15 protein-coding genes are annotated in these 21,411 nt (G+C 67.6%); 7 read left to right on the top strand and 8 right to left on the bottom strand.

Annotated elements, in window-relative coordinates; all coding sequences use genetic code 11:
• Position 1 precedes the first annotated feature (1 nt).
• Together ACWIGM_RS19850 and ACWIGM_RS19845 are read left to right on the top strand one after the other, a co-directional pair.
• Positions 2-1,240, top strand: a complete 1,239-nt coding sequence (locus tag ACWIGM_RS19850; protein WP_454027669.1) for a cysteine desulfurase — start codon at positions 2-4, stop codon at positions 1,238-1,240.
• Positions 1,241-1,318: 78 nt separating this feature from the next.
• Entirely contained in the window at positions 1,319-1,657 is a 339-nt protein-coding gene (locus ACWIGM_RS19845) for an SUF system Fe-S cluster assembly protein (protein WP_236846693.1), read from the top strand.
• 71 nt (positions 1,658-1,728) lie between these two features.
• Here the strand turns inward: ACWIGM_RS19845 and ACWIGM_RS19840 are convergent, their stop codons facing one another.
• From ACWIGM_RS19840 to ACWIGM_RS19825, 4 genes are all read right to left on the bottom strand, one after another.
• Positions 1,729-3,948, bottom strand: a complete 2,220-nt coding sequence (locus ACWIGM_RS19840) for a caspase family protein (protein ID WP_454027668.1) — start codon at positions 3,946-3,948, stop codon at positions 1,729-1,731.
• 183 nt (positions 3,949-4,131) lie between these two features.
• Positions 4,132-5,883 (bottom strand): SUMF1/EgtB/PvdO family nonheme iron enzyme, encoded by a 1,752-nt coding sequence (locus ACWIGM_RS19835; RefSeq protein ID WP_454027667.1) that lies wholly within the window; start codon positions 5,881-5,883, stop codon positions 4,132-4,134.
• 59 nt (positions 5,884-5,942) lie between these two features.
• Positions 5,943-6,398, bottom strand: a complete 456-nt coding sequence (locus ACWIGM_RS19830) for a DUF4399 domain-containing protein (RefSeq protein ID WP_454027666.1) — start codon at positions 6,396-6,398, stop codon at positions 5,943-5,945.
• Positions 6,395-7,588, bottom strand: coding sequence for a DUF4399 domain-containing protein (locus ACWIGM_RS19825; RefSeq protein ID WP_454027665.1), 1,194 nt, complete (start codon positions 7,586-7,588; stop codon positions 6,395-6,397). Before ACWIGM_RS19825 ends, ACWIGM_RS19830 begins: the two co-directional genes overlap by 4 nt.
• Positions 7,589-7,792: 204 nt before the next feature.
• Between ACWIGM_RS19825 and ACWIGM_RS19820 the strand changes: the two genes are divergently transcribed.
• The 5 genes from ACWIGM_RS19820 to ACWIGM_RS19800 all read left to right on the top strand — a co-directional run bounded on the left by ACWIGM_RS19820 (position 7,793) and on the right by ACWIGM_RS19800 (position 14,203).
• The gene (locus ACWIGM_RS19820; protein ID WP_454027664.1) at positions 7,793-9,307 is read left to right on the top strand and encodes a caspase family protein; all 1,515 of its coding nucleotides are present in this window, start codon (positions 7,793-7,795) and stop codon (positions 9,305-9,307) included.
• Positions 9,308-9,379: 72 nt separating this feature from the next.
• Positions 9,380-10,561 carry an OmpA family protein gene (locus ACWIGM_RS19815; protein ID WP_454027663.1) on the top strand — a complete coding sequence of 394 codons (1,182 nt, stop codon included), beginning with the start codon at positions 9,380-9,382 and terminating at the stop codon, positions 10,559-10,561.
• Positions 10,562-10,611: 50 nt separating this feature from the next.
• Positions 10,612-12,159, top strand: coding sequence for a methyltransferase domain-containing protein (locus ACWIGM_RS19810; protein ID WP_454027662.1), 1,548 nt, complete (start codon positions 10,612-10,614; stop codon positions 12,157-12,159).
• Between the two features lie 58 nt (positions 12,160-12,217).
• Positions 12,218-13,810: a transglycosylase SLT domain-containing protein gene (locus ACWIGM_RS19805; protein ID WP_454027661.1), complete on the top strand. Its 1,593-nt coding sequence runs from the start codon at positions 12,218-12,220 to the stop codon at positions 13,808-13,810.
• A gap of 114 nt (positions 13,811-13,924) precedes the next feature.
• Positions 13,925-14,203, top strand: a complete 279-nt coding sequence (locus tag ACWIGM_RS19800) for a hypothetical protein (protein WP_454027660.1) — start codon at positions 13,925-13,927, stop codon at positions 14,201-14,203.
• Between the two features lie 59 nt (positions 14,204-14,262).
• On the opposite strand, the gene ACWIGM_RS19795 is transcribed toward ACWIGM_RS19800, so the two are convergent.
• The 4 genes from ACWIGM_RS19795 to tssM are packed head-to-tail and all read right to left on the bottom strand — an operon-like array spanning position 14,263 to position 21,398.
• Positions 14,263-16,239, bottom strand: a complete 1,977-nt coding sequence (locus ACWIGM_RS19795) for a serine/threonine-protein kinase (RefSeq protein WP_454027659.1) — start codon at positions 16,237-16,239, stop codon at positions 14,263-14,265.
• The gene (locus tag ACWIGM_RS19790; RefSeq protein ID WP_454027658.1) at positions 16,236-17,033 is read right to left on the bottom strand and encodes a PP2C family protein-serine/threonine phosphatase; all 798 of its coding nucleotides are present in this window, start codon (positions 17,031-17,033) and stop codon (positions 16,236-16,238) included. Before ACWIGM_RS19790 ends, ACWIGM_RS19795 begins: the two co-directional genes overlap by 4 nt.
• On the bottom strand, positions 17,030-17,722 hold the full coding sequence (gene tagF / locus ACWIGM_RS19785) for a type VI secretion system-associated protein TagF (RefSeq protein ID WP_454027657.1): 693 nt from the start codon (positions 17,720-17,722) through the stop codon (positions 17,030-17,032). Before tagF ends, ACWIGM_RS19790 begins: the two co-directional genes overlap by 4 nt.
• Before the next feature lie 13 nt (positions 17,723-17,735).
• A complete protein-coding gene (gene tssM / locus ACWIGM_RS19780; RefSeq protein ID WP_454027656.1) occupies positions 17,736-21,398 on the bottom strand; it encodes a type VI secretion system membrane subunit TssM in 3,663 nt (1,220 codons plus the stop codon).
• Positions 21,399-21,411 lie beyond the last annotated feature (13 nt).

Raw genomic sequence — 21,411 nt, 5'->3', positions numbered from 1 at the left:
GATGAACGCGATCGCGAAGCCCTACGACGTCGAGGCGATCCGCAAGGACTTCGCGATCCTCTCGCGCGAGGTTTACGGCAAGAAGCTGGTCTATCTCGACAATGCCGCCTCGGCGCAGAAGCCGGAAGCGGTGATCGAGGCGATGACGCGGCTGATGCGCGAGGACTACGCCAACGTCCATCGCGGCCTGCATTACCTCGCCAACGCCTCGACCGAGGCCTATGAGGCGGCTCGCGAGAGCGCCCGCCGCTTCCTCAACGCCGCCCATATCGAGGAGGTGCTGTTCACCCGCTCCTCGACCGGGGCCCTGAACACCGTCGCCTCTTCGCTCGGGCAGTACCTGAAAATCCAGGAAGGGGACGAGATCATCCTCTCGATCCTGGAGCACCACTCCAACATCGTGCCCTGGCATTACTGGCGCGAGCGGCACGGCGCCGTGATCAAATGGGCGCCGGTCGACGAGGACGGCAATTTCCTCATCGACGAGTTCGAGAAGCTGATCACGCCGCGCACCAAGGTGGTGTCGCTGACCCATATGTCGAACGCGATCGGCACCATCGTCCCGATCGCCGAGGTCGCGAAGATCTGCCAGGCCTATCGCATCCCGCTCGTCGTCGACGGTTCGCAGGGCGCGGTGCACCTGCCGGTCGACGTGCAGGCGCTCGGCTGCGACTTCTACGCCTTCACCGGCCACAAGACCTATGGGCCGACCGGCTCGGGCATCCTCTGGGGCAAGCGCGAATGGCTGGAGAAGCTGCCGCCCTATGAAGGCGGCGGCGAGATGATCGCCACCGTCAGCGAGGATGCGATCACCTATAACGATCCGCCGCACCGTTTCGAGGCCGGCACGCCGGCGATCGTCGAGGCAGTCGGCCTCGGGGCGGCGCTCGACTACATGATGGCGCTCGGGCGCGAGAACATCGCGGCGCACGAAGCCAGGCTCAACGCCTATGCGATGGAGCGGCTCGGGCAGATGAACTCGATCCGCATCTTCGGCAAGGCGAAGGAGAAGGGCGCGATCATCGCCTTCGAACTCGCCGGCGCGCATGCCCATGACGTCGCGACGGTGATCGACCGGGCCGGCGTCGCGGTCCGGGCCGGCACGCATTGCGCCATGCCGCTGCTGGCGCGCTATGGCGTGACCTCGACCTGCCGTGCGTCCTTCGGCCTCTACAATACGCTGGAGGAAGTCGATATATTGGTGGAAGCCCTGCGCAAGGCGGAAGAGCTGTTCTCCTGACGCTCCCCCTCGCGCCGAACGGACGATTTTGCGATGACCGACACCGTTGCCGAAGACCTCAAGCCGAACGCGCCGACCATGGGCGCGAGCTCCGGCCTGCCGCCGGAGGAGATCGACCGGCTGACCGACGACATCGTCGCGGCGCTGAAGACCGTCTACGACCCGGAGATCCCGTCCGACATCTACGAGCTCGGCCTGATCTACCGCGTCGACATCGCCGATGACCGGCAGGTGGCGATCGACATGACGTTGACCGCGCCGGGGTGCCCGGTGGCGGGCGAGATGCCGGGCTGGGTCGAGAATGCGGTCGGTGCCGTACCTGGCGTCTCGGGCGTGACGGTCAACATGACCTTCGATCCGCCCTGGGACCAGTCGCGCATGTCGGACGAGGCCAGGGTCGCGCTCGACATGTGGTGAACTCGGCTGACAAGCGCCGAAACTGATGAGGCCGCTGCCGAGGCAGCGGCCTTTTTCGTGGTAGCCGTCGCTCAGAAGCCGAAGTTGAAGCCGGCCCTGACGATGTCGCCGGCAGTGCGAATCCTCATCGCCGCGTACTGTTCCGGTGCCAGTCCGGTATAGTCTTGCAGCAGCAGGCGCTTCTGGCCGAGTTCGTAGTGGGTATAGTCGAGCCGGATCGTCATGCCTGGCGCGAGCGCGTATTCGACGCCGCCGCCCACCGCCCAGCCGCCGATGAGACCCGAACGCGAGCCGCTGGCAGCCGAGGTGGTCTGCAGATTGTCGGGCGTGATCGAGCCCTTCTGCTCGACGAGGCCGTAGGCATAGCCGCCGCTGCCGTAGATCAGGAAATCGCCGAGCACGACGCCGGCGCGCATCCGCACCGTGCCGAGCATCGAGAGCTCGTTGCTGGAGCGGGTGGTGAACTGTGTTCCGGGGTTGGCCGAGGTACTCTTGCCGCCGCCCGGCCGGGTCGCTGAGAGGTCGGCTTCTGCGCCGATCACAACCATGCCCATCTGGTAGTTGAAGCCGAACTGGGCGCCGCCGACGGCGCCGGCTCCATCGGGCGTCAGACTGCGCGGGACTGCCGAGGGTGTGATCGCCCAGGGCGCCAGCGTCGGCGTCCCGGCCGTGGTGGTGGCCGTGGTATTGGTCGAGGTGGCCGTGGTCGCGTTCGTGGTCGTGGTCGTGGTCGTCGTTGTGGCCGTGGTCGAGCCCAGTTCCACGGTCGTCACCGTCGTCGCGGTCGTGGTGGCGGTTGTGCTCGTGCTCGTGCTCGTCGTGTTGGTCGTCGTGGTCGTCGGTGTCACCGTCGGGCTGCCATAGGGGCCGTCGACGGTCGTGCGGCCGCTCTGCTGGCCACCACCAAGCGAGCCGCCGACATAGAAGCCCGTCCAGCGCGGCTGGCTGGGCAGGATGGCCGGCAGGGGCGGCGCGTAGATCGGCGGCGGAGGCGGAGCGGCCTGCGGCTGCCTTGGCGGCGCGCTTGGGCGGCCGGGCGAGCGCGGGGTGTAATCGGCGTGGCGGACCCGCGGCTGAAGCGCCGGGCAGACCGGGCAGGTCTGCGCGACCTGAACACGGTTGCGGCTAGGCGCGCTCGCAGCCAGGCGCAGCGCCTCGTTCACATGCATCGAACCGGGATAGAGGCGGGCGAAGAGCTTGAAGGACTCGGCATCTCCGGCGAGCACTGTCTCGGCCCAGGCAGTCTCCTCGGTCCGCTGCGCCAGGATGCGGTGCAGCCTCAATGCGCTCTGGTCGTCCGGGTTGATGTCGAGGGCGCTGCGATAGATGTCGCGACGGTCCCAGGCGATGGCCGTGCGATAAGCGTCCGCAGGCGACATCGCGCGTAGCGCTGCCAGGGTGGGGCGGGTCGCGAGCGGGACGGCACCGGCAATCGCGGGCTGCGCCGGAGCGGCTCCGGCGGGGCGCGGGAAGAAGCTGACATCGGTGATCAGCGAGGAGGTGTCCCAAGGAATCTGGATGCCGCTGGTGGTGTCGTAGACGGAGAGGCGGATGCGGCGGAAGACCTGCTCGATTGGCAGGCCGGGCTCGCGCGCTTCGCGCAGGAAGGCGGTGGTGAACGGGCTGTTCGGGCCTGTGCCATCAGCGGCGGTCGAGCCGGGCGAGGTCGCAAAGGCGACGAAGGTGCCGCTGTTGGAATCGATACGAGCGAGGCCGGCCTCGCTGCGGATGCCCTCGTTCGCACCGTCGACCATCTGCAGCGCCAGGCCGCGCGACAGTTCGCGTGCGGCGAAGGGATTGTTGCGGCAGGCATCGAGGATCGCGATCTTCGATCTGACGCCGGCGGCGTCGAGCTTGCGCAGGATATCCGAGAGCGAGAGCGATTGGCTCGGGAGGTTTGCCGAGGTTTCCGGGCGGATATCCGTCGGTAGGATGTAGTTGGCGCCGTCGAGCTGCACGGCGTGGCCGGCATAGTAGACGAGGGCGGTCGCGCCGGTGCCGCTCTGCTTCACCTTCTCGACGAAGACGTCGAGCGCGCTGCGCAGGCCGGCGAGCGAAAGATCGGTCGCGGCGGTGACGTCGAAGCCGGCTTCCTGAAGCATGGTCCGCGTCGCATTGGCGTCGTTGAGGGCGTTCGGCAGCTTGGCGATATTCTGATAGGCGCCGTTGCCGATGACGAAAGCGAAGCGCCTTTGCTGGGCGATTGTCGGCGAGGCGCCGGAGATGAGCGTTCCTGCGATGGCGGCGAGTGCCAGCAGGGCATAGGTCAGTAGCCGCAGGACAGTCCGCATGGCGCCTCCCCGGCGGCGCGGTCTGGAACCGAGCCGCAGCCGATTCGTCTCGTACCCGTAGCGAATCGAAGTCTAGCCGCGGCCGGCCGTGAGGCGAACAGGATTGTGTCGCCGAGGGGATACAGATGCGCAGCTATGTGCGCTTTGCCACGCCGCCAGCTATTGGGAGGGCAGGCGGGGGGCTCAGGGTTCGCGGGCGACGCGGAAGCCGTTGGTGTAGAAGCGCACGTCGCTCTCGTATTTGAAGCGCGCGGCGGAGCGCAGATAGCGTGGGTCGTTGTTGAAGGAGCCACCACGCAGGACGCGCTCGCGGCAGCCCGGCGGCGCATAGGCGCTGCCGTCGCGGGGGGCGGCGCGATAGTTCTCGCTCCAGCAATCGGCGACCCATTCGGCGGCGTTGCCGGCCATGTCGCGCAGGCCGAAACGGTTCGGCGGGAACTGTCCGACCTCGCTGGCCTGACGCAGCGGCTGGGTGTTGCAGCCGATGCAGTTGGCCATCTCCTTGTCGACAGCGCCGCCCCAAGGGTAGGCCGTCGTCGTGCCGGCACGAGCGGCATATTCCCATTCGGCCTCGGTCGGCAGGCGGTATTTGCCCCCGGTCTTGTAGGACAGCCAGACGACATAGGCGTTGGCGTCGTTCCAGTGGATGTCGGTGACCGGGCGCTTGCCGCGGCCGAGATTGCGGTCGCCCGGGCGGTGACTGCAGCCACCCTCGGCGACGCAGGCATCCCATTGCGCGAAGGTGACCTCGTCCGTGCCGAGATAGAACGGCCTGGAGATGCTGACGGCGTGGACCGGCTTCTCGAACTCGAACATCTCGTTCGAGCCCATCTCGAAGCTGCCGGCCGGGATCAGGGTCAGCTCCGGGCAATCGTCGCAATCGCGGACGGTCCTGGCGGGCGAGCTGGCCGCAGGAGCCGGGGCGGGTGCCGGCGGCTGCGCCGCCGCAGGCTGCGTGCGGCTGCGGTAGAACTGCTCGCGGGTCCGGGCCAGTCCGGCAAAACGGCCTTTCGGATAGGCCTCGAGATAGGCGCGATACTCGTCGGGATTCTGGCTCTTGCTGATCGTTTCCCAGAAGGAGAGCTCATAAGGGCCGAGCTGGTCGGACTGAGGGCCTGGGGGCGGCGGCGCGTTGATGATGCCTCGGTTGGTGTTGAGGGCGGTCGCGACCGGTCGGCTGGTCGGTGTGACGACGAGCCCGGCCGGAGGCAGCGACGAGATCCAGACCTGCTGGGCCTTCCTGGTCGCCCGGCTCACGGCATCGCGCGTGCGGGTCAGCGCCGCGGCCATATCGAGACCGGGCGTGCGGATCGCCTTCAGCCATTCCTCGATCGCCGGGTTCGCACGGCCTGGGGTCTCGGCCGCCGTCCGCCCTGGCGCGACCGGCGCCATGATCGCGATGGCTTCGAGCGGCTCGATCGGAGCCAGGCCCTTGCCGGCGCCGAGCCCTGCCTGCCAGGGATTGTCGCGCGCCGCATCGAGCACGAGCAGCGCGCTGGCGGGCCGGCTGACGATCAGCGCGTCGATGAGCTGGTCGAGATCGATCGCCTCGCGCGCGACTTCGACCGGGCCGCGCGGCGCGGCGTCGACCGGGACGAGGAAGTTGCGGCCGCGCGACTGCACCGCGTGCCCGGCATAGAAGACGACGACCTGGGCGCCGCGTGCGAGCTTGCCGCGAAAGGTCGCGATCGCTCGCTCAAGCGCAGGACGGTCGGCGTTCTCGATGCTGACGAGGTCGAACTCGCCCTGGCGCAGCACATCGGCGACGGCGCGGGCATCGGCTGCGGTGTTGGCCAAGGGAGACGTGCGGTAGGCGGCGTTGCCAATCACCAGGGCAAGGCGCGGCGGCTGGCCGTCGCCGCTCTGGGCAAGGGCCGGGGCGAGCGGCGCGAGGATGGCTAGCGCGGCGATGGCGAGGCAACGATACCAGGACATGGCGTTCATCCTTCGCTGCGGCGCTCGGCCTCGCGATGCGGCGGGGCCGCACCCATGCTTCATCTGACGTAGACTGTGATCTTCTGAGACAGAACCGGCGGACTGTGCGGCGTATGCGTGTGATCGCCGAGCAGCAGCTGCAGCGTATGCGTTCCCTTCGGCAAGGTGACGATCACCTCCGTCTGGCCGTTGCCGAGATGGATATGGTTGTAGTCCGCGGGGATCGGCTGGTCCGGCGGACCAGGATCGGTATCGATCAGCAGGTGATGGTGGCCGGTGCCGGGCTTGTCGACCCCGGCCGGGGCGACGCCCATCTCCTTCAGCCCGATCCGCACGGTGAAGCGCTCGGGCACGCGCAGGCCGTCGAGCGGATAGTGGAAATAGACCAGGGCGTTACGCGGCGAGGGCTGGCGCTGAACGCCCTGCGCCATCAACTGGGAGTGGGTCAAGGCCAGTGCGGCGAACGATGCGACTGCGGCCAGGACGGAGAGGAGGCGGCGCGGTGCAACGATCATCGGCGCACCCTCCGCTTCGCGGGGGCGCCGACATAGATGGTGATGCGCTCCGACATGATCGGCGGGTCGTGCGGGACGTGCTGGTCGTCGCCGAGGATGAGCTGCAGCGTGTGCTCGCCTGGCGGGAGCGTGATCTTTCGCTCGGTCTGGCCGTTGCCGAAGTGGATGTGGTTGAGGTCGGACGGGATCGCCGCGTCGAGCGCTGGGGTCGGCACATCGATCAGCAGGTGATGGTGGCCAGTGTTGGGCCGCGCCACGCCGGCTGGCGCGACGCCCATGTTGCGCAGGCCGAAGCGGATGGTCGAGGTCGCGAAGATCCGCGTGCCGTCGCGCGGATAGATGAAATAGACCGCTGCGTCGTTGGGAGCCGGAGTCCGCCCTGAGGCGGCGCGGGCGGGCGGAGCGACGGGCGCTGCCGGGCTCGTCACCGAAGCCGACTGCACCCGCACCCTGATCTTCTGCGACATCACCGGCGGGTCGTGCGGGACGTGCTCGTGATCGGCGAAGAGGAGCTGGAGCGTGTGTTCGCCGGGCGGCAAGGTGAGCTCGGTCTCGGTCTGGCCGCGACCGAAATGCAGATGGTTGAAATCGCTCGGGATCTCGCGATCGAGCGGCGGCAATTCGGTATCGACCAGGAGATGATGGTGGCCGGCGTTGTCCTGCTTCGTGCCAGCAGGGGCGATCACGATGTTCTCCTGGCCGAAGCGGACCACAGAGTGTGGCGGGATCACGGCACCATCCTGCAGACCGACGAAGAAGACCCTGGCATTGGGCGCTGCGGCCGTGCGCGGCTTTTCCTCCGGCGCGGCCATGACGTCGACGGTGATCTTCTCCGACAGCACCGGCGGATCGTGTGGCACGTGGTCCTGATCGGCGAAGAGCAGTTGCAGCGTGTGGCGACCCGGCGAAAGCAGGATTTCGGCTTCGGTCTGGCCTCCGCCGAAATGCAGATGGTTGAAATCGCTCGGGATCGGCTGCCCCAGAGGCGGCAGCTCGGTGTCGATCAGCAGATGATGGTGGCCGGCATTCCGGCGCGCCGTGCCGGCCGGTACCACCTCCATGCCGCTGACGGCGAAGCGGATCGTCGTCTTGCTGGCGATGCGGGCGTTGTTCTGAAGGTCGACGAAGGAGAGTTTCGCGCCGGCGGGTGCGGGGCTGCGCGCGCGAATGCGCTCCTGCGCGAAGCCCACGGATACTGCTGCGGCGAAAACAGCCGTAACCCCGACAATGAGCTGAAGTCGAAGCCCCCGCATCGGCGCTCTTCCTCGCGGCGCGTGACCGCCGTAAAGTTAGCAGTGGGCCCGGAGGGGAGCAAGCAAAGCGCCTGTCACGACAGGCGGATAAATCTGGATTTTCACGGTCACTTTCTTTAGGGTGACGTAGGGAATGGTGCCATGACTGCAGCCGTCAGAGTTTGCGCACTGATTGCTCTTCTTGCCCAGCTCGTCGCCATGCCGGCGCTGGCGCAGACCCAGGAGCGTCGCGTCGCCCTGGTGATAGGCAACTCCGCCTACAAGAACGCACCCGTCCTGCCCAACACGCCCAATGATGCGCGCGATACCGCCGAGGCGTTGCGCAAGGTCGGCTTCGAGGTGGTCGATGGCGTCGATCTCGACAAGCGCGGCATGGATGCCGCCGTCTCCCGCTTCGCCCGTCTGGCCCAGGAGGCCGATGCGGTGATGTTCTACTATGCCGGCCACGGCTTCCAGTTCAACGGCGAGAACTTCCTCGTGCCGGTCGAGGCCAAGATCGATGACGAGGTCTCGGTCCAGTACGAGACGGTCAAGCTCAGCGAGGTGACCACCGCGCTCGGCTTCGCCAAGGGCGTCAAGATCATGGTGCTCGACGCCTGCCGCAACAATCCCTTCCTCGCCCAATTGTCGAAGAAGTCGACGACGCGCAGCATGTCGGTCGGCGCCGGCCTGGCGCCGATCGTGAAGGCGCAGGGCATGGTCACCGCCTATGCGACGCAGGCGAACGACGTCGCCGCCGACGGCGCCGGTCGCAACAGCCCGTTCACTGCGGCGCTGGTCCAGGAGATCAAGCAGCCCGGCCTCGAGATCGCGACCATGTTCCGCCGCGTCCAGAAGGCGGTCTACGACTCCACCGGTGGCAAGCAGACGCCGGAGCTCTCGCTCTCGCTGCTCGGCGACTTCTACCTCAACCGCGAGGAGACCGACGCCGACATCTGGAAGCGCCTGCGTGGCAGCGACAACGCCGCCGAGATCAAGGCCTTCATCCAGCGCTTCCCGACCAGCTTCTTTGCCGTCGATGCCAAGACCAGGCTCGACCTGATCGAGCGCCGGGCGCTGGAGCCGGGTGAGCGCGAGAAGCTCGAGCAGGAATTCGCCGCGCGCGAGAAGGCACTGCTGGACCGGGTCCAGCAGGTCGAGAAGGACCGCGCCAAGGCGGCGACCGATCTCGCTGGCCGCGATGCCGGCAAGACCGATGCCGAGCGCGCCGTGCAGAAACCCGGTGACGCTGTGGCGCCGAAGACAGCCGATCCGAGCGAGCGCGATCGCCTTGCCAAGGAGCTCGCCAAGAAGGAGCAGGAGCTCGCCGCGCTCGAGGCCGAGAAGGCCAAGCTCTCACAGGAGCGTCAGGAGCGCGAGAAAGCAGTGGCGACGCGGATGAACTCCGGCGGCGTGACCGAACTGCCGGCTCCGCAAAAGCCGCTGCTGCCGACGGCGCCCGGCGCGCGCCCGCAGAGGCAAGAGCCGCGCGAGGTTCAGCAGCCACGCGTCGTGCTCGACCGCAAGTCGACCGGCATCCTGACCGGCGGCGTCGAGGCGACGCCGGAGCCGCGCAGCGGCCGGCGCCGGCCGGGCGGCGGCACCTCCGACTGCACTGACGCGCTGATGCGTGCTCAGCTCGGCGATGGCGGCGGCACGCTGAAGAACTGCCGCTGACGGTTCGTCGGATCAGGTTTTCCACTGCCGAGGGCGAGCATCGCTCCGGACGGAATGCAACAGGGGGCTTCGATGCGTCGTTCTCCGCTCATCCGTTTTGCGCTGTTGGGACTGCTGGTCGCGCCGGCCGTAGCCCTGGCGCAGGCGCCGCCGGCTGCCCCGGCCCCGACACCCATCCCGTTTCCGGAGGCGCTGCAACGCGCCGCCAACGATCTGTTCGCCAAGGCGCAGGTCGAAGGAGAGCGCGTCGAACTGGTGATCGACCCGCTGATCGACGGGGTCTCGGGCGCGCAATCGACCTCGACGCGCTCGATGCAGCAGAGCCTGATCGAGCTGGTCGGCAAATCCTACCCGCGTTTCCAGGTGCAACCTTTCTCGACCGAGGCGCTGGCGCGCAATCCGGTCGTGCTGATCGGCACCTTCACGGCGGTCAACAATGCCGGGGCTGCGAATGGCTCGCGCGACGCCTATCGGATCTGCCTGGCGCTGGCCGATCTCAAGGCCAAGCGCATCGTTTCCAAGGGAGTCGCCCGGGCCAAGCCCGAGGGCGTCGACGTCACGCCCACGACCTATTTCCGCGACTCGCCGATGTGGTCGAAGGATCCGGTGACCGAGGCCTATATCAAGACCTGCCAGGGGACGAAGCTCGGCGACCCGATCGATCCGCTCTATGCCGATCGCCTCAATGTCGCGGCGCTGATCAATGACGGCATCCTCGAATACGAAGCGAGGCACTATCGCGAGGCGCTGGCCTTCTACCGGACCGCGCGCACTCTGCCCGGCGGCGACCAGCACCGCGTCCGCATCGGCGCCTATCTCGCGAGCAGCAAGCTCGGGCGCAAGGATGACGCGGTCGAGGCCTTTGGCGACCTCGTAGACAGTGGCCTCTCCGCCAACCAGCTGATGGTCAAGCTGCTGTTCCAGCCGGGCTCGACCCAGTTCATCGCCAATCCACAGGTCACCGAACCTTATCCGATGTGGCTGAGCCAGATCGCGACACGTGCCAAGCAGAAGGGCGCCTGCCTCGAGATCGTCGGCCATACCTCCCGTACCGGCCTGCCGCAGGTGAATGAGCGGCTCTCGGTGCTGCGGGCGCAGTATGTGATGGAATTGCTGCAAGCCGGAGCGCCTGATAGCCGCAACCGCATGATCGCGACCGGGCGCGGCTTTAACGAGAACCTGATCGGCACCGGCAAGGACGACGGCAGCGACGCGCTCGACCGCCGGGTCGAGTTCAGGGTGATCGGCTGCTGACCGCTTAGCTGAATACGTAACGATACGAATTGGATAGGCGAGATTCTTCGATGAACGACATGGCGACGAACCCTTACGATGCCGTCGCCTATCCCGGGCACGCCTTCTCCCAGACGCACCCGGCGCATCTGGCGACGATCGCCCATGTCCACGGCATGAAACCGGCCCCAACCACGGCGATGCGGGTGCTGGAGCTCGGTTGCGGCAGCGGCGGCAACTTGATCCCGATGGCGTTGCAGTGCCCGGGCGCCGAGCTCGTCGGCATCGACCTGAGCGGACGGGCGATCGCACGCGCCAAGGCGGAGGCGGCGGAGCTCGGCCTGACCAATGTCAGCTTCCACCATCTCGACATCATGGCCATGTCAGCGGCGCTCGGCCAGTTCGACTACATCCTCGTGCACGGGGTCTATTCCTGGGTGCCGCAGCCGGTGCGCGAGCGGATACTGGCGCTCTTCGGCGAGCTGCTGGCGCCGCAAGGCATTGCCTATGTCAGCTACAACGCCTTGCCGGGCTGCCGGATGCGCGATCTCGCCCGCGACGTCATGCTGTTCGAGACACGCGATATCGACGACCCAGTCGAGAAGGTCAGGGCGGCGAGAACCGCGATCAAGCGCTTCGCCGAGGCAACCGATGCCGAGACCTTTTACGGGGCAGCCCTGCGCGAGCGCATGAAGCAGATCGAGGATATTCCGGACAATGTCCTCTATCACGACGATCTCAATCCGGGCGCGCGGGCTTTCGCCCTGCACGAAGTGCTCGCCGCGGCGGAGCCCTATGGTCTGCAGTTCCTCGCCGAGGCCTCCTTCCCGAACAATTTCGGCGGCGCGCGGGGGCCGGCACAACAGGTACTGAATGAAATCCCGAGCTCGGAGACTCTCCGGCAAGAGCAGTCGCTCGACCTTCTGATCGGCCGTTGCTTCCGCCAGACATTGTTCTGTCGCGCCGAGGTCCAGCTGCACCGCGGCTTCTCCCGGTTCACCCTGGCGCCCTATTACCTCGCCGCCAATGCCCAGGAGATGGAGGAAAAGGACGAGGCGCGCCCGGCAGCGGTGAACTTCCTGTTCGCCGGCGTGCGCCTCGCTATCGACCTGCCGGCGGCGATCGCGGCGCTGCGGCTGCTCGGACGGGTCTGGCCGGACAGCATCGCTTATGATGAGCTGATCGAAAGGGCATTGAGCGCGGCCAAGGATAGCCTCGGCCCCGATCGCGAGCGCGAGGCCGGTCGTCTGAACGAGGCACTGACCGCGATCTACCGGGGCTGTCTGCTCGAGATCAATCTGGAGCCGTACCGGCTGACGACGCGGATCAGCGAGCGGCCGGTCGCTAGCCTGCTGGCGCGGCGCCAGGCGCTGACCGGCAACGAGGTCACGGATCTGCGCCATCGTGCGGTCGCGCTCGAGGGTATGATGGTACGCAAATTCGTCAGCCTCCTCGATGGCACGCGGACGGCGGCGATGCTGCTGGCGGAGATGAACGCGTTCCTGTCCGAGGTGCACAGCTCCGGCCGCGATGTCGCAAGCATACCGATGCAGGCGACAGCCGAGGAGGTCGAGACCCATCTACGCGACGTGGCGCGGCTCGGACTACTGGCGGGTTGAGCTTGTGGCGATCGAGCCAGCTGCGTACTGCGGAGCGCGGCAGCGGCGGTAGCGAGGGATGAGTCAGCGCTTCAAGCAGTTTCAGGCCGCATTCCAGGAGGATGCCTGCCTCGAAACCATCATGCGGGCGCGGCGGGGCGGCACGACGCTGGCCTGCTCGGCCTGTGGCAAGACCGCGGCCTTCGCGCCGCGGGTGAAGCTGCGCGCCTATGCCTGCCCACATTGCAACTTCCTGGTCTCGCCCTGCCAGGGCACGCCGCTGGAGAGTCGGCGCATCTCGCTGCAGCTCTGGTTCTTTGCGCTCAAGGCGTTGACCGAGCAGGGCGCGCGTAGCGCGGCCACGACGCTGGAGCGCGAGGCGGATGTCCCGGCCCAGCAGGCGCGCCGGATGGTCGCCGAATTGCAGGAGACCGCCAGCAAGGACGGCAAGCCGCCGGACTGGCTGGTGCTGGCGCAAAGGGCGGTGGCCGGCGGCGCCAATGCCACCAATGTCGCTGCCGGCGCGCCGTTCGCGGTTGCGGATGGCGGCTCGCGGCTTCGGCTCGTCTCTCTGGTCGGCGGCGGCGCGCTCGTGCTGGCGATCGCCGGCGGTGTCGCCGTTGCGACGCTGAAGCCCGGTTCCACCGAGGTGACCGGCGGTTTCGAGCCGATGGAGAGCGTCGAGGCGCCGTCTCTGAAGGCGCCGACCCGGCCGTCGCTGATTCTGTCTTCGGTGGAGGGCGACCTCGAAGCGGCGCGGCAGGCGACGCAGTTCGCGCTGAACGCCGATCCCTCGCTCGCGGCGATCAAGGAGCAGGTCGCGTCGGAGATGCCGAACCAGCCGGCGATGCCCATCCCGGTGATGCCGCCGTCCAACATCATCCTGGTGCCGCCGACGCTGCCGGGTAAGCCGGGTGCTCCCGCGGCTGGCCCGCGAAGCCAGCTGCCGCAGGCGCCGATCAACTATAGCGGCGATCCCAACCAGATCCTGACCTTCGGGCCGATCAAGATCCGCCGGCATCTGGTCGAGATGATCGTCAGGGCAGGGCGCGTCGTCGGCGCCGACCCGACGCTGCTGATGGCGGTCGCCGACAAGGAATCCTCGTTCGCGACAGAGGTGAAGGCGAAGACCTCCTCGGCGACCGGGCTCTACCAGTTCATCGAGCAGACCTGGTTCGGCGTGATCTTCGAGTTCGGTCGTAAGCACGGGCTGGTCGCAGAGGCGGCACTGGTCACCCGCAACGGCCGGCAATTCGTCATCGCCGACGCCAATGAACGCCAGCGCATCCTCGATCTCAGGCGCGAGCCCTATCTCTCGGCCCTGCTGGCGGGGGAGATGCTGAAGCGCGATACGCTCCGGCTGGAGAAGGCGATGGGGCGCCATCTCACCGGCGGCGAGATCTACCTGATCCACTTCCTCGGGCCCGATGCGGCGCAGACCTTTATCGAGACAATGGAGGAGACGCCCGGCGCCAGCGCGGCGGCGCTGCTACCGAAGCCGGCCGAGGCCAACCGGCCGATCTTCTACGCTCAGGCCGGCGGCGAGACCAAGACGCTCTCGGTTTCCGAGGTGCACAAGAAGTTCGACGAGATGATCAAGGTCAGGCTTGACCGCTACAAGGTCGTGCGCGGCGGGCCGGCGACGGCGCCTGCGCGGCAGCAGCAGAAGTAGTCGCCGAAGGCGAATACGCGCCAGGCCAGGCCAAAGCGAACGTGGGCGCAGTGAATTTGCCGTGGAGGCGGGGCTGGCCCATGATCAAGCAATCGCAGAGGCGAGGAGACGACGATGGCCAAGAATCGGTTCGAGCAAGTCGATGAGCCGCAGCCCGATGCCATCACGCTGAGCCTCGGCCAGCGCGACGGCAAGACATTCTCCCGCATTGCCTGCCCGGCTGAGCTGGCTGCCGGCCATCTCACAAATGACTTTGTCAGCGACGAGCTCGATCCGGTCGAAGGCTTCCGCTCGGCCGTGCGCCTCGCCAACGAGATCAAGGCACCGATCGTGGTCGAGGATGCCGAGGGCCTCTGGCAGGAAGAATGGGGCGAGCTCTACCGCGAGGCGTGACGGCCTGCGTCATTCTCGGGTCTGCGCTTGGTTTCGCCCGAGAATGACGGGATCGTTGGTCACTCAATCCGGAAATACTTGATACCGACGCCGACCTTGCCGCCGGAGCGGGCGATGTCCTGGCGCAGGCCGGGGAAGACGTCGCCCGCAGGAGCGGGGTCGGGGCCGGACAAGCTCGGCAGCGGCGCCGGGCTGACCAGCGCGAGCACGGTCTGCGGCCGCACCGGCGCGCCCGAGGCGGCGGCCGATTCCAGTTTTAGGCTGAAACTCGCCTTGCCGCCCTCGCGGCGGGTGTATCTCGCGAGGTTGTAGACCTGCCCGTCATCGCCGATGAGCAGGATGTCGAGATGTTGGCGCGGGTCGCTTTCGACCGAGCCGGAGAGTGTATCGCCGCTGCGCATGGTGAAGGCGCCGATCTGCATCGCCGGGCTGCGGTCTATGCCGCGGCCGAGCTGGCGCAGGAAGTCGACCATCGGACATTGCGCCGCGGTGACCGTACGCAGGCTGACCTGCGCCTCGTAGCCCTGTGCCTTCTTGAACGCTGCGTCGAACCTGACGAAGGGCTCGGCCGTGCTGCCGAACCCTTCGACGGCGGCACGCTTGTCGGCGATCGTCGTCGGCCACAGGAAGAAGCAGGCGCCGCCGTCATAGTCCGTGACATAGCGCGCGGTCCGTTCTGCGGCGGTACGCGGCTCGGGGTCAACGGCCGGCGGTGGTGTCGGCGTCGGTAGTGGGGCAGTCGGGGTCGGCTTCGGGCTTGTCGTCGAGGCCGGGCTGCCAAGCGGCGGTATCGGAGTCGGGTTCAGCTCCGGCGGGGCAGGCGCGGGCGGCTGCGGAGAGGGCGGTGCCTGTGTCGGCGCCGTCTGCGTTGGAGCCGCCGGTGGCTGGAGAGCTGGCGGCTGGTTTTGGCTCGCAGTTTGCGGCGACTGAGCCGGAATGGCCGGCGGCGGGGTCGCGGGCGTGAGTTCGGGCACCGATGTGTTCGCTCCCGTACCCGCGGGAGGCTGCGGACGATCGTCGCTTAGCGCAGGCGGCGGCGCTGTGTTCATCGCTTGCTGGGTCGGCGTTGCGCCGCCAAGCATCTGCCAGGCGATGACACCACCGCCGGCGAGGAGCGCAACCGCGGCGACGCCGCCGACCAGCGCCCAGGGAAAGCTGCGTCCACTACTGCCGCCAGAGTTGGCACTGCCCTTGGCCTGCCAGGACGCGACCTCTGCCATGTCGGCCGGGCGGTCCTTCGGATCGGGGGCGAGCATCCGCGCGAGCAACGGCCGGATGCGCTTGTCTATGCTGGCGAGATCCGGGACGCGGCGGCGCTTCTCCAGGATCTGCATCTGCGTGCCGCCCATGTCGAGCGGGCGGCCGCCGAGCGCCTCGGCGAGCACGAGGCCGAGGCTGTAGATGTCGGATTTGCCGGTGACCTCGGCGCCATAGAGGCCGAGCTGCTCCGGCGAGACGTAGTTGTACTTGCCGGCAAAGCCGGAGCCGATCACTGTCTTTTCGGCCAGCTTCGACTTGGCGATGCCGAAATCGATGATCTTGGCGCGGGTGACCTGGCCGCCTGGCAGGATGATGTTGTCCGGCGAGACGTCGCGATGGGTGATGCCGAGCAGATGGGCGGCATGCAGCCCCGACGCGATGCGCCGGCGCAGCAGATCGACCTCTTCGATGGGGAGCGGGCCCTGCTTCAGCCGGTCGGAGAGCGACTGGCCGTCGACGAACTCCATGGCGAGATAGGTCGCCTGCGTCGCCGGGTCGACGGTGAAGACGTAATAGCGGACGATCGCCTCGTTATAGAGGTTGTGCAGCGCTGCCGCCTCGTTGCGGAACAAGGTGATGACATTGGCGTCCTGCGCCATGTCGGAGCGGACGATCTTGATGGCGACGGCGTCCCCTGTCTGGATGGCGCGGCCCTGATAGACCTCGCCCATGCCGCCGGTCGCGATCAGGCGCTCGATCTCGTAGATGCCGTTCAACCGCACGCCGGGCGCCAGGCCCGTGCGCGGCATGAAGACGGTGCGGTCGGGGTCGCTCATGGCGCATCGCTCCTGCGCTGGCGCATGTTCGGCACCCAGCGCGTCTTCTCGGCTCCGCCATCGTGATGATAGCGCACCACGATCACGGTGACATTGTCGCTGGCGCCGCGCTCCAGCGTCAGCGCCAGCAGGGCGTCGCAGGCGGCCTGGGGATCGCCGGAAACGGCGGCGCGCAGGATCTCCTCATCGCGGACATGATCGGTGAGCCCGTCCGAGCAGAGCACGAAGACGTCATCATCTTCGAGCTGACCATGATCGATCTCGAGCTCGGGGCGATCATGCACGCCGATGGCGCGGGTGATGACGTGCCGCCGTGGCCAGGTTCGCGCCTCCTCGGCGGTCAGCAGGCCGCGTTCGATCATGTCCTGCGCCTCGGTGTGGTCGCGCGAGACCTGGGTGATCTGCCCACTGCGGACGAGATAAACCCGGCTGTCGCCGCACCAGACGCAGGCGAAGTGGCGGCCATGTGCGAGCAGCACGGCGAGTGTCGCGCCCATGGTGGCGCCGTCATGCTCGCGGATCTTGCGGCGGAGCTCGGCATTGGCCTCGACGACGCGATGTTCGAGCCGGTCGAGCAGTTCCGCTGCAGAGGCGGCGGGTTCGATGGCGGAAAGGCTCGCCGCTACCGTGGCGCTCGCCATGGCGCCGTTCTGGTGTCCTCCCATGCCGTCGGCGACCGCCCAGAGGCCATGCTCGGGCCTGACTACCAGATTGTCCTCGTTGTGGCTGCGCACGCGCCCCGCGTGGCTGACCGCGCCCGTCTCGAAACCAGAGCCGGTGCGGTGCTCGTTCATGCGGCCGACCCTGCGCCGAGGAAGGCATCGAAGCGTCCGGTCAGGAGCCCGGTGTACAGATAGGGGCTCGGCAGGCCCTGGCCGACGAGGGCAAGAGGCTCGAAATCATCACCGCCGATGGTCCAGAGATAGCTGGCATAGGCATAGGAACGCGTATGGTCCTCGACGCGCAGCGCCGAGAGCCGCGCCGGGAAGGTGGCGGAATCGAGCGCGCTGACGATCGTGCCGTCGGAGAGCCGCACCATATCCGCCGGCGGCGCCGCCCTGAGATCGTCGTTCGGCATGGCGAGCCCGCCGAGCGCATGTGCGACCGCCTCAAAGCTCGCTTCGGGCTCGAGCGAGCGCAGCAGGAAGTCCTCGGCCTGCGCGAACCAGGCGTCCTGCGGATCGAGTTCGGGCGGCGGGATCGCCGCACCCGGGCCGGCGAGGGCGAAGACCGTCAGCGGGAAATAGCGGCCGATGCCGTCGACCGAGGGCATGAAGGCTCCGGCCACCGTCGTGCCGCAGAAGGCGCTGCCGAACCAGAAGCGCCAGATCGGGGCATTGAGGAAGGCGTCCTGCCAGCCGGCGCCGAGCTCGACCCGGCTGGCGGTGAGTCCGCCCTGGAGCCAGCGCTCATAGGCCGAGAGAAAGGCGGTCGGCGCATTCAGCGCGATGAAATCCCGCTTGCCCGGCAGCTTCCCGAACAACCCACACGCCATCTCAAATCCCCGCCGGACAACGGATTTCACGCAGCGCCGGCAGCACCAGCGGGTTTTTCAGCGAGCCGACGCCGAACTGGTAGCCGACCTGGCGACCGCTGGCGGCGAGCGTGAAGACGACATTGTCGCCCTGGCGCAGCACCGAGCCGGCATCGAGCAGGCGGAAAAACGACCAGACGCCCGCGCGGTCGAACATCTTCACCTCGGTCGGCGCTGCCGGCGTCGGGCTGTTGGAGAAGAAGCCGCCACCGAAGATGCCGCCGGCATTGTTGTTGGCAGCGGCGCCGCCGATCGTCAGCGTGATCGAGGTCTTGGCGAGGCCGCCGCCCGGCCACATCACCTGCACCGGCGTGTTGACGCCCTGCTGGCTCGCCACCGTGACGCCGTTGATCTCGAGCTTGGCACCGGAGGCGTCGGAGGACAGGGTGGTCGGCACCACTACCATCTGGAAATTCGGCAGGTTGCCGCCAGTCGGGAAGAAGGCCTCGCGGATGTCGTTGGCGCGCTGGAACTCGCGCAGCGTCGTCGGCGAGAGGGCGCGAGCGACGCGGCTGTCCTGGCGCCAGCTCCAGTTCTGGCCGGACTTGTCGATATAGGGGTCGAGCCGCTCCTTCATGAACTTGTCCATCGCGCCGGTGCCCGGCGCGAAGAGCTGGGCGAAGTCGGCAAGGCCGATCTCGCTGGTGCTGCCCTTGGCGAAGGGATAGCGATTGGCGAGCAGGCTGGAACAGCGGCCGGTGACCTCGCTGGCCAGCGCCTGGCGCAGCAGCGAGACGGTGGCGCCGGTGGCGTCGCCCTCGAAATCGTTGACCGCGGCGACGATCATCGCGTCGAACGGCGCCGGATAGCGCGAGGAGTTGCCGCGCAGCGAGGCGATCAACGGCACCAGCGCCGCATTGGCGGCAGCGGCCTGCGCCGGCGTGGTCGCGGCGATTGCGAGGTTCTGGTTGATCTCGGCGAAGATCTGCAGCGCCTGGTCGACCGGCCGCTTGCCGCCATCGCCCTCGACCAGGACATGGAAGGCCTTGAACTGCGCCTCGATATTGGCGCCGAGCGCCTCGCCGCCTCCTCCGCCGGAGAGCACGCGATCGACGCCGGGCGCGCTGAGCGGCAGGCTGGTGCCGAGGCGGCTCAGCGAATAATTGGCGCGCTCCTCCAGGGTCTTCGCAGCCTTGTCGGCGACTTGCCCCGCCATCTTCTCGGCAGCTTGCGCCGCAGCCGCCCGCTTCGCCGCGCGTTCTTTCGTCAGCTGCGTCTCGTCGCGGATCGATTCGAGCAACTGCTTGAAGGGCGAAGTCGGCGCCGCGATCGCCGAGAGCGCGATGTATTTCGGCTTGTCGGCATTGAGGGGGCGCAGCTTCAGCCGGCGCAGCGCCTTCTGCCAGGAGGCGGTGAAGTCGCGGGCATAGAGCTTGAGCAGGTCCTGGAACAGGCTGGCATATTGCGAAGTGATCGCCGCCTGGTCGGCATTGTCGCCAAGGACCCAGCGCTCCTTCTCGATGCGCTCGCCGATATCGCCGAGCCGGTCGACGAAGGCGCTCTGGAAGCCGTCATAGGTGTAGAAATAGGGTACCCGGATCGTATCGAGATCCTCGCCCGAGACACCTTCGAAGACGAGGCGCGAATCCGAACCGCCGCGGATCGCCGCGACCCAGTCGCGACTGGCGTTGCGCCCTTGCGTACGTAGCAGTTCATAGGCGCGCTCGGCGATGCTGAGCCGGCGCAATGTGCGCTGGCTGCTTTCGATCAGCAGCTGGTTGAGCTTGACCACTGGCTGGCCGCCGTCGTCGAGGTCGAGCAGCGCGACGAGATGCTCCTCCAGCGCCTCGCGGCCCTTGGCATTGGCGGCGCCGGGGAAGAGGTTTTCGGCCCAATCCTGGCGCATCCAGGCGAGCACGAGGTCGCGGTCGAGCGGGGCGCGGCCGCCGACCATCAGATAGACCTTGAGCGCCTCGTAGATGAAGCCGGGATTGTTGACGTTGGCCTCGAGCTGCTCCTCGAGCCGGAAGATGATGCGCGAGCGCAGCAGCCGTTCCAGCGCCTGATGATAGCTCTCCTGCGTCGCCGATTGCAGGCGTTCGCGCTGGCTGAGGCCGAAAGTGGCGGGCAGCGGCGTCGGCTCGTCCTTGTTGGCATAGCCGGCCGGCATGTGGCGCAGCTTGTGCAGCAGCGGCAGGATGCGGCTGAAATTGCGGTCGGAGAGGCTGGTCTCCTGCAGCACCGGCGCGGCGCTCGAACGATAATCGGCGAGGCCGTAATTAGTCTGGTTGATCAGGTCGCTGTTGCGGGCATAGCTCGTCCACCACATGCCGCCGAGCGCCAGCGAGACCAGTGCGATCGCGCTGAAGCCGGCAATGCGCAGCAGGGTCGAGCGGCGGGCGGCGCGCAAATCGGTCGAGACCCAGCCGGATTCGCCGATGATCACCTTCTGGATGAGGTCGGTCAGGAAGAAGCTCTTGCCGCGGCCGGAGTAGGAGCCGGAATCGGCGTGGGCGCTGCCGAAATTACGCGAGAGCGCGCCGATCAGCTGGTCGATCGGCGTGCCTTCCTGGGTGCCGGAGGTGAAGTAGAAGCCACGCAGCGTCGCGCTCGACTGGTAGCGCGTCGGCTCGAAGACGCGGCCGAGGAAGTCGATGATGATCGGTTTCAGCGTCGCCATCTGGCTCGGCAGGCCGAAGAGCTTGGCGCGCGAGGTCGGGTTGTGCTCGTCCTGCAGGCGGTCGGAAAGCCGCTCGTTCAGCCGCTCGATCAGCGCGTCGAATTCGGGCGGCACGTCGCCGATCATGTTGCGGGTCTTGTCGATCGTCTGGAAGGTGTGGCCCCAGACCATGCGCCGCTGCGGCTCGGAAAGCGCGGCGAAGAACTCGTTGAAGCCGGCGATCAGGTCGGCCTTGGTGAACACAGCGTAGACCGGGAAGTCGACCTTGAGCCGCTCGTTGAGCTCGAGCAGGCGGGCGCGGATCGCCTCGGCATGGGCGATGACCTCCTCCTGCGAGGAGGTCAGGAGATCCTCGACACTGATCGCGACGATGACGCCGTTGATCGGCTGGCGCGGGCGGTTGGACTTGAGCAGATCGAGGAAGGCGAGCCAGCTCGTCCTCTCGGCCCTGGTGTCGGTGTCTTGCGTGGTGTAGCGGCCGGCGGTGTCGATCAGCACCGCGTCCTCGGCGAACCACCAGTCGCAATAGCGGGTGCCGCCGGCACCGGCGACCGCGGCCGGGGCCTGGCCGCCGCGGGCGAGGGGGAACTTCAGCCCGGAATTGACGAGGGCCGTGGTCTTGCCGGCGCCGGGCGGGCCGATGATGACATACCAGGGCAGATCGTAGAGATAGTCGCCGCCATCCTTGCCGCGGGTCCGCCGGAGCGTCGCCAAGGCATCGCGCATGGCGGCGGAGAGCGCAGCGCCGTCACCGGTCTGGGATTCCTCCTTCGCCATCGCCTCGGAGAGCGCGGCGACGGCCCTGCGCCGCTTGATCACGATCCAGGCGATCCAGCCGAGCGCGCCGAGCATCAGGAGGAGTGCGATCGGCAACCTGACCCAGATCGATTCGAACGGGCGCACCTCGCCGAAGGCGACGAAGGGGCCGCCGAACCAGATCAGCAGCGTCAGCGCGAGAGCGCCGACGAAGATGGCCGCGATCCTGAGCCACGTCGCGAGATTCATCGTCTACCCGTCT

The sequence above is a fragment of the Allobosea sp. NPDC055332 genome (assembly GCF_053645455.1).
Note: the sequence above shows the minus strand (reverse complement) of the source record. Positions and strands in the feature narration are given on the sequence as shown.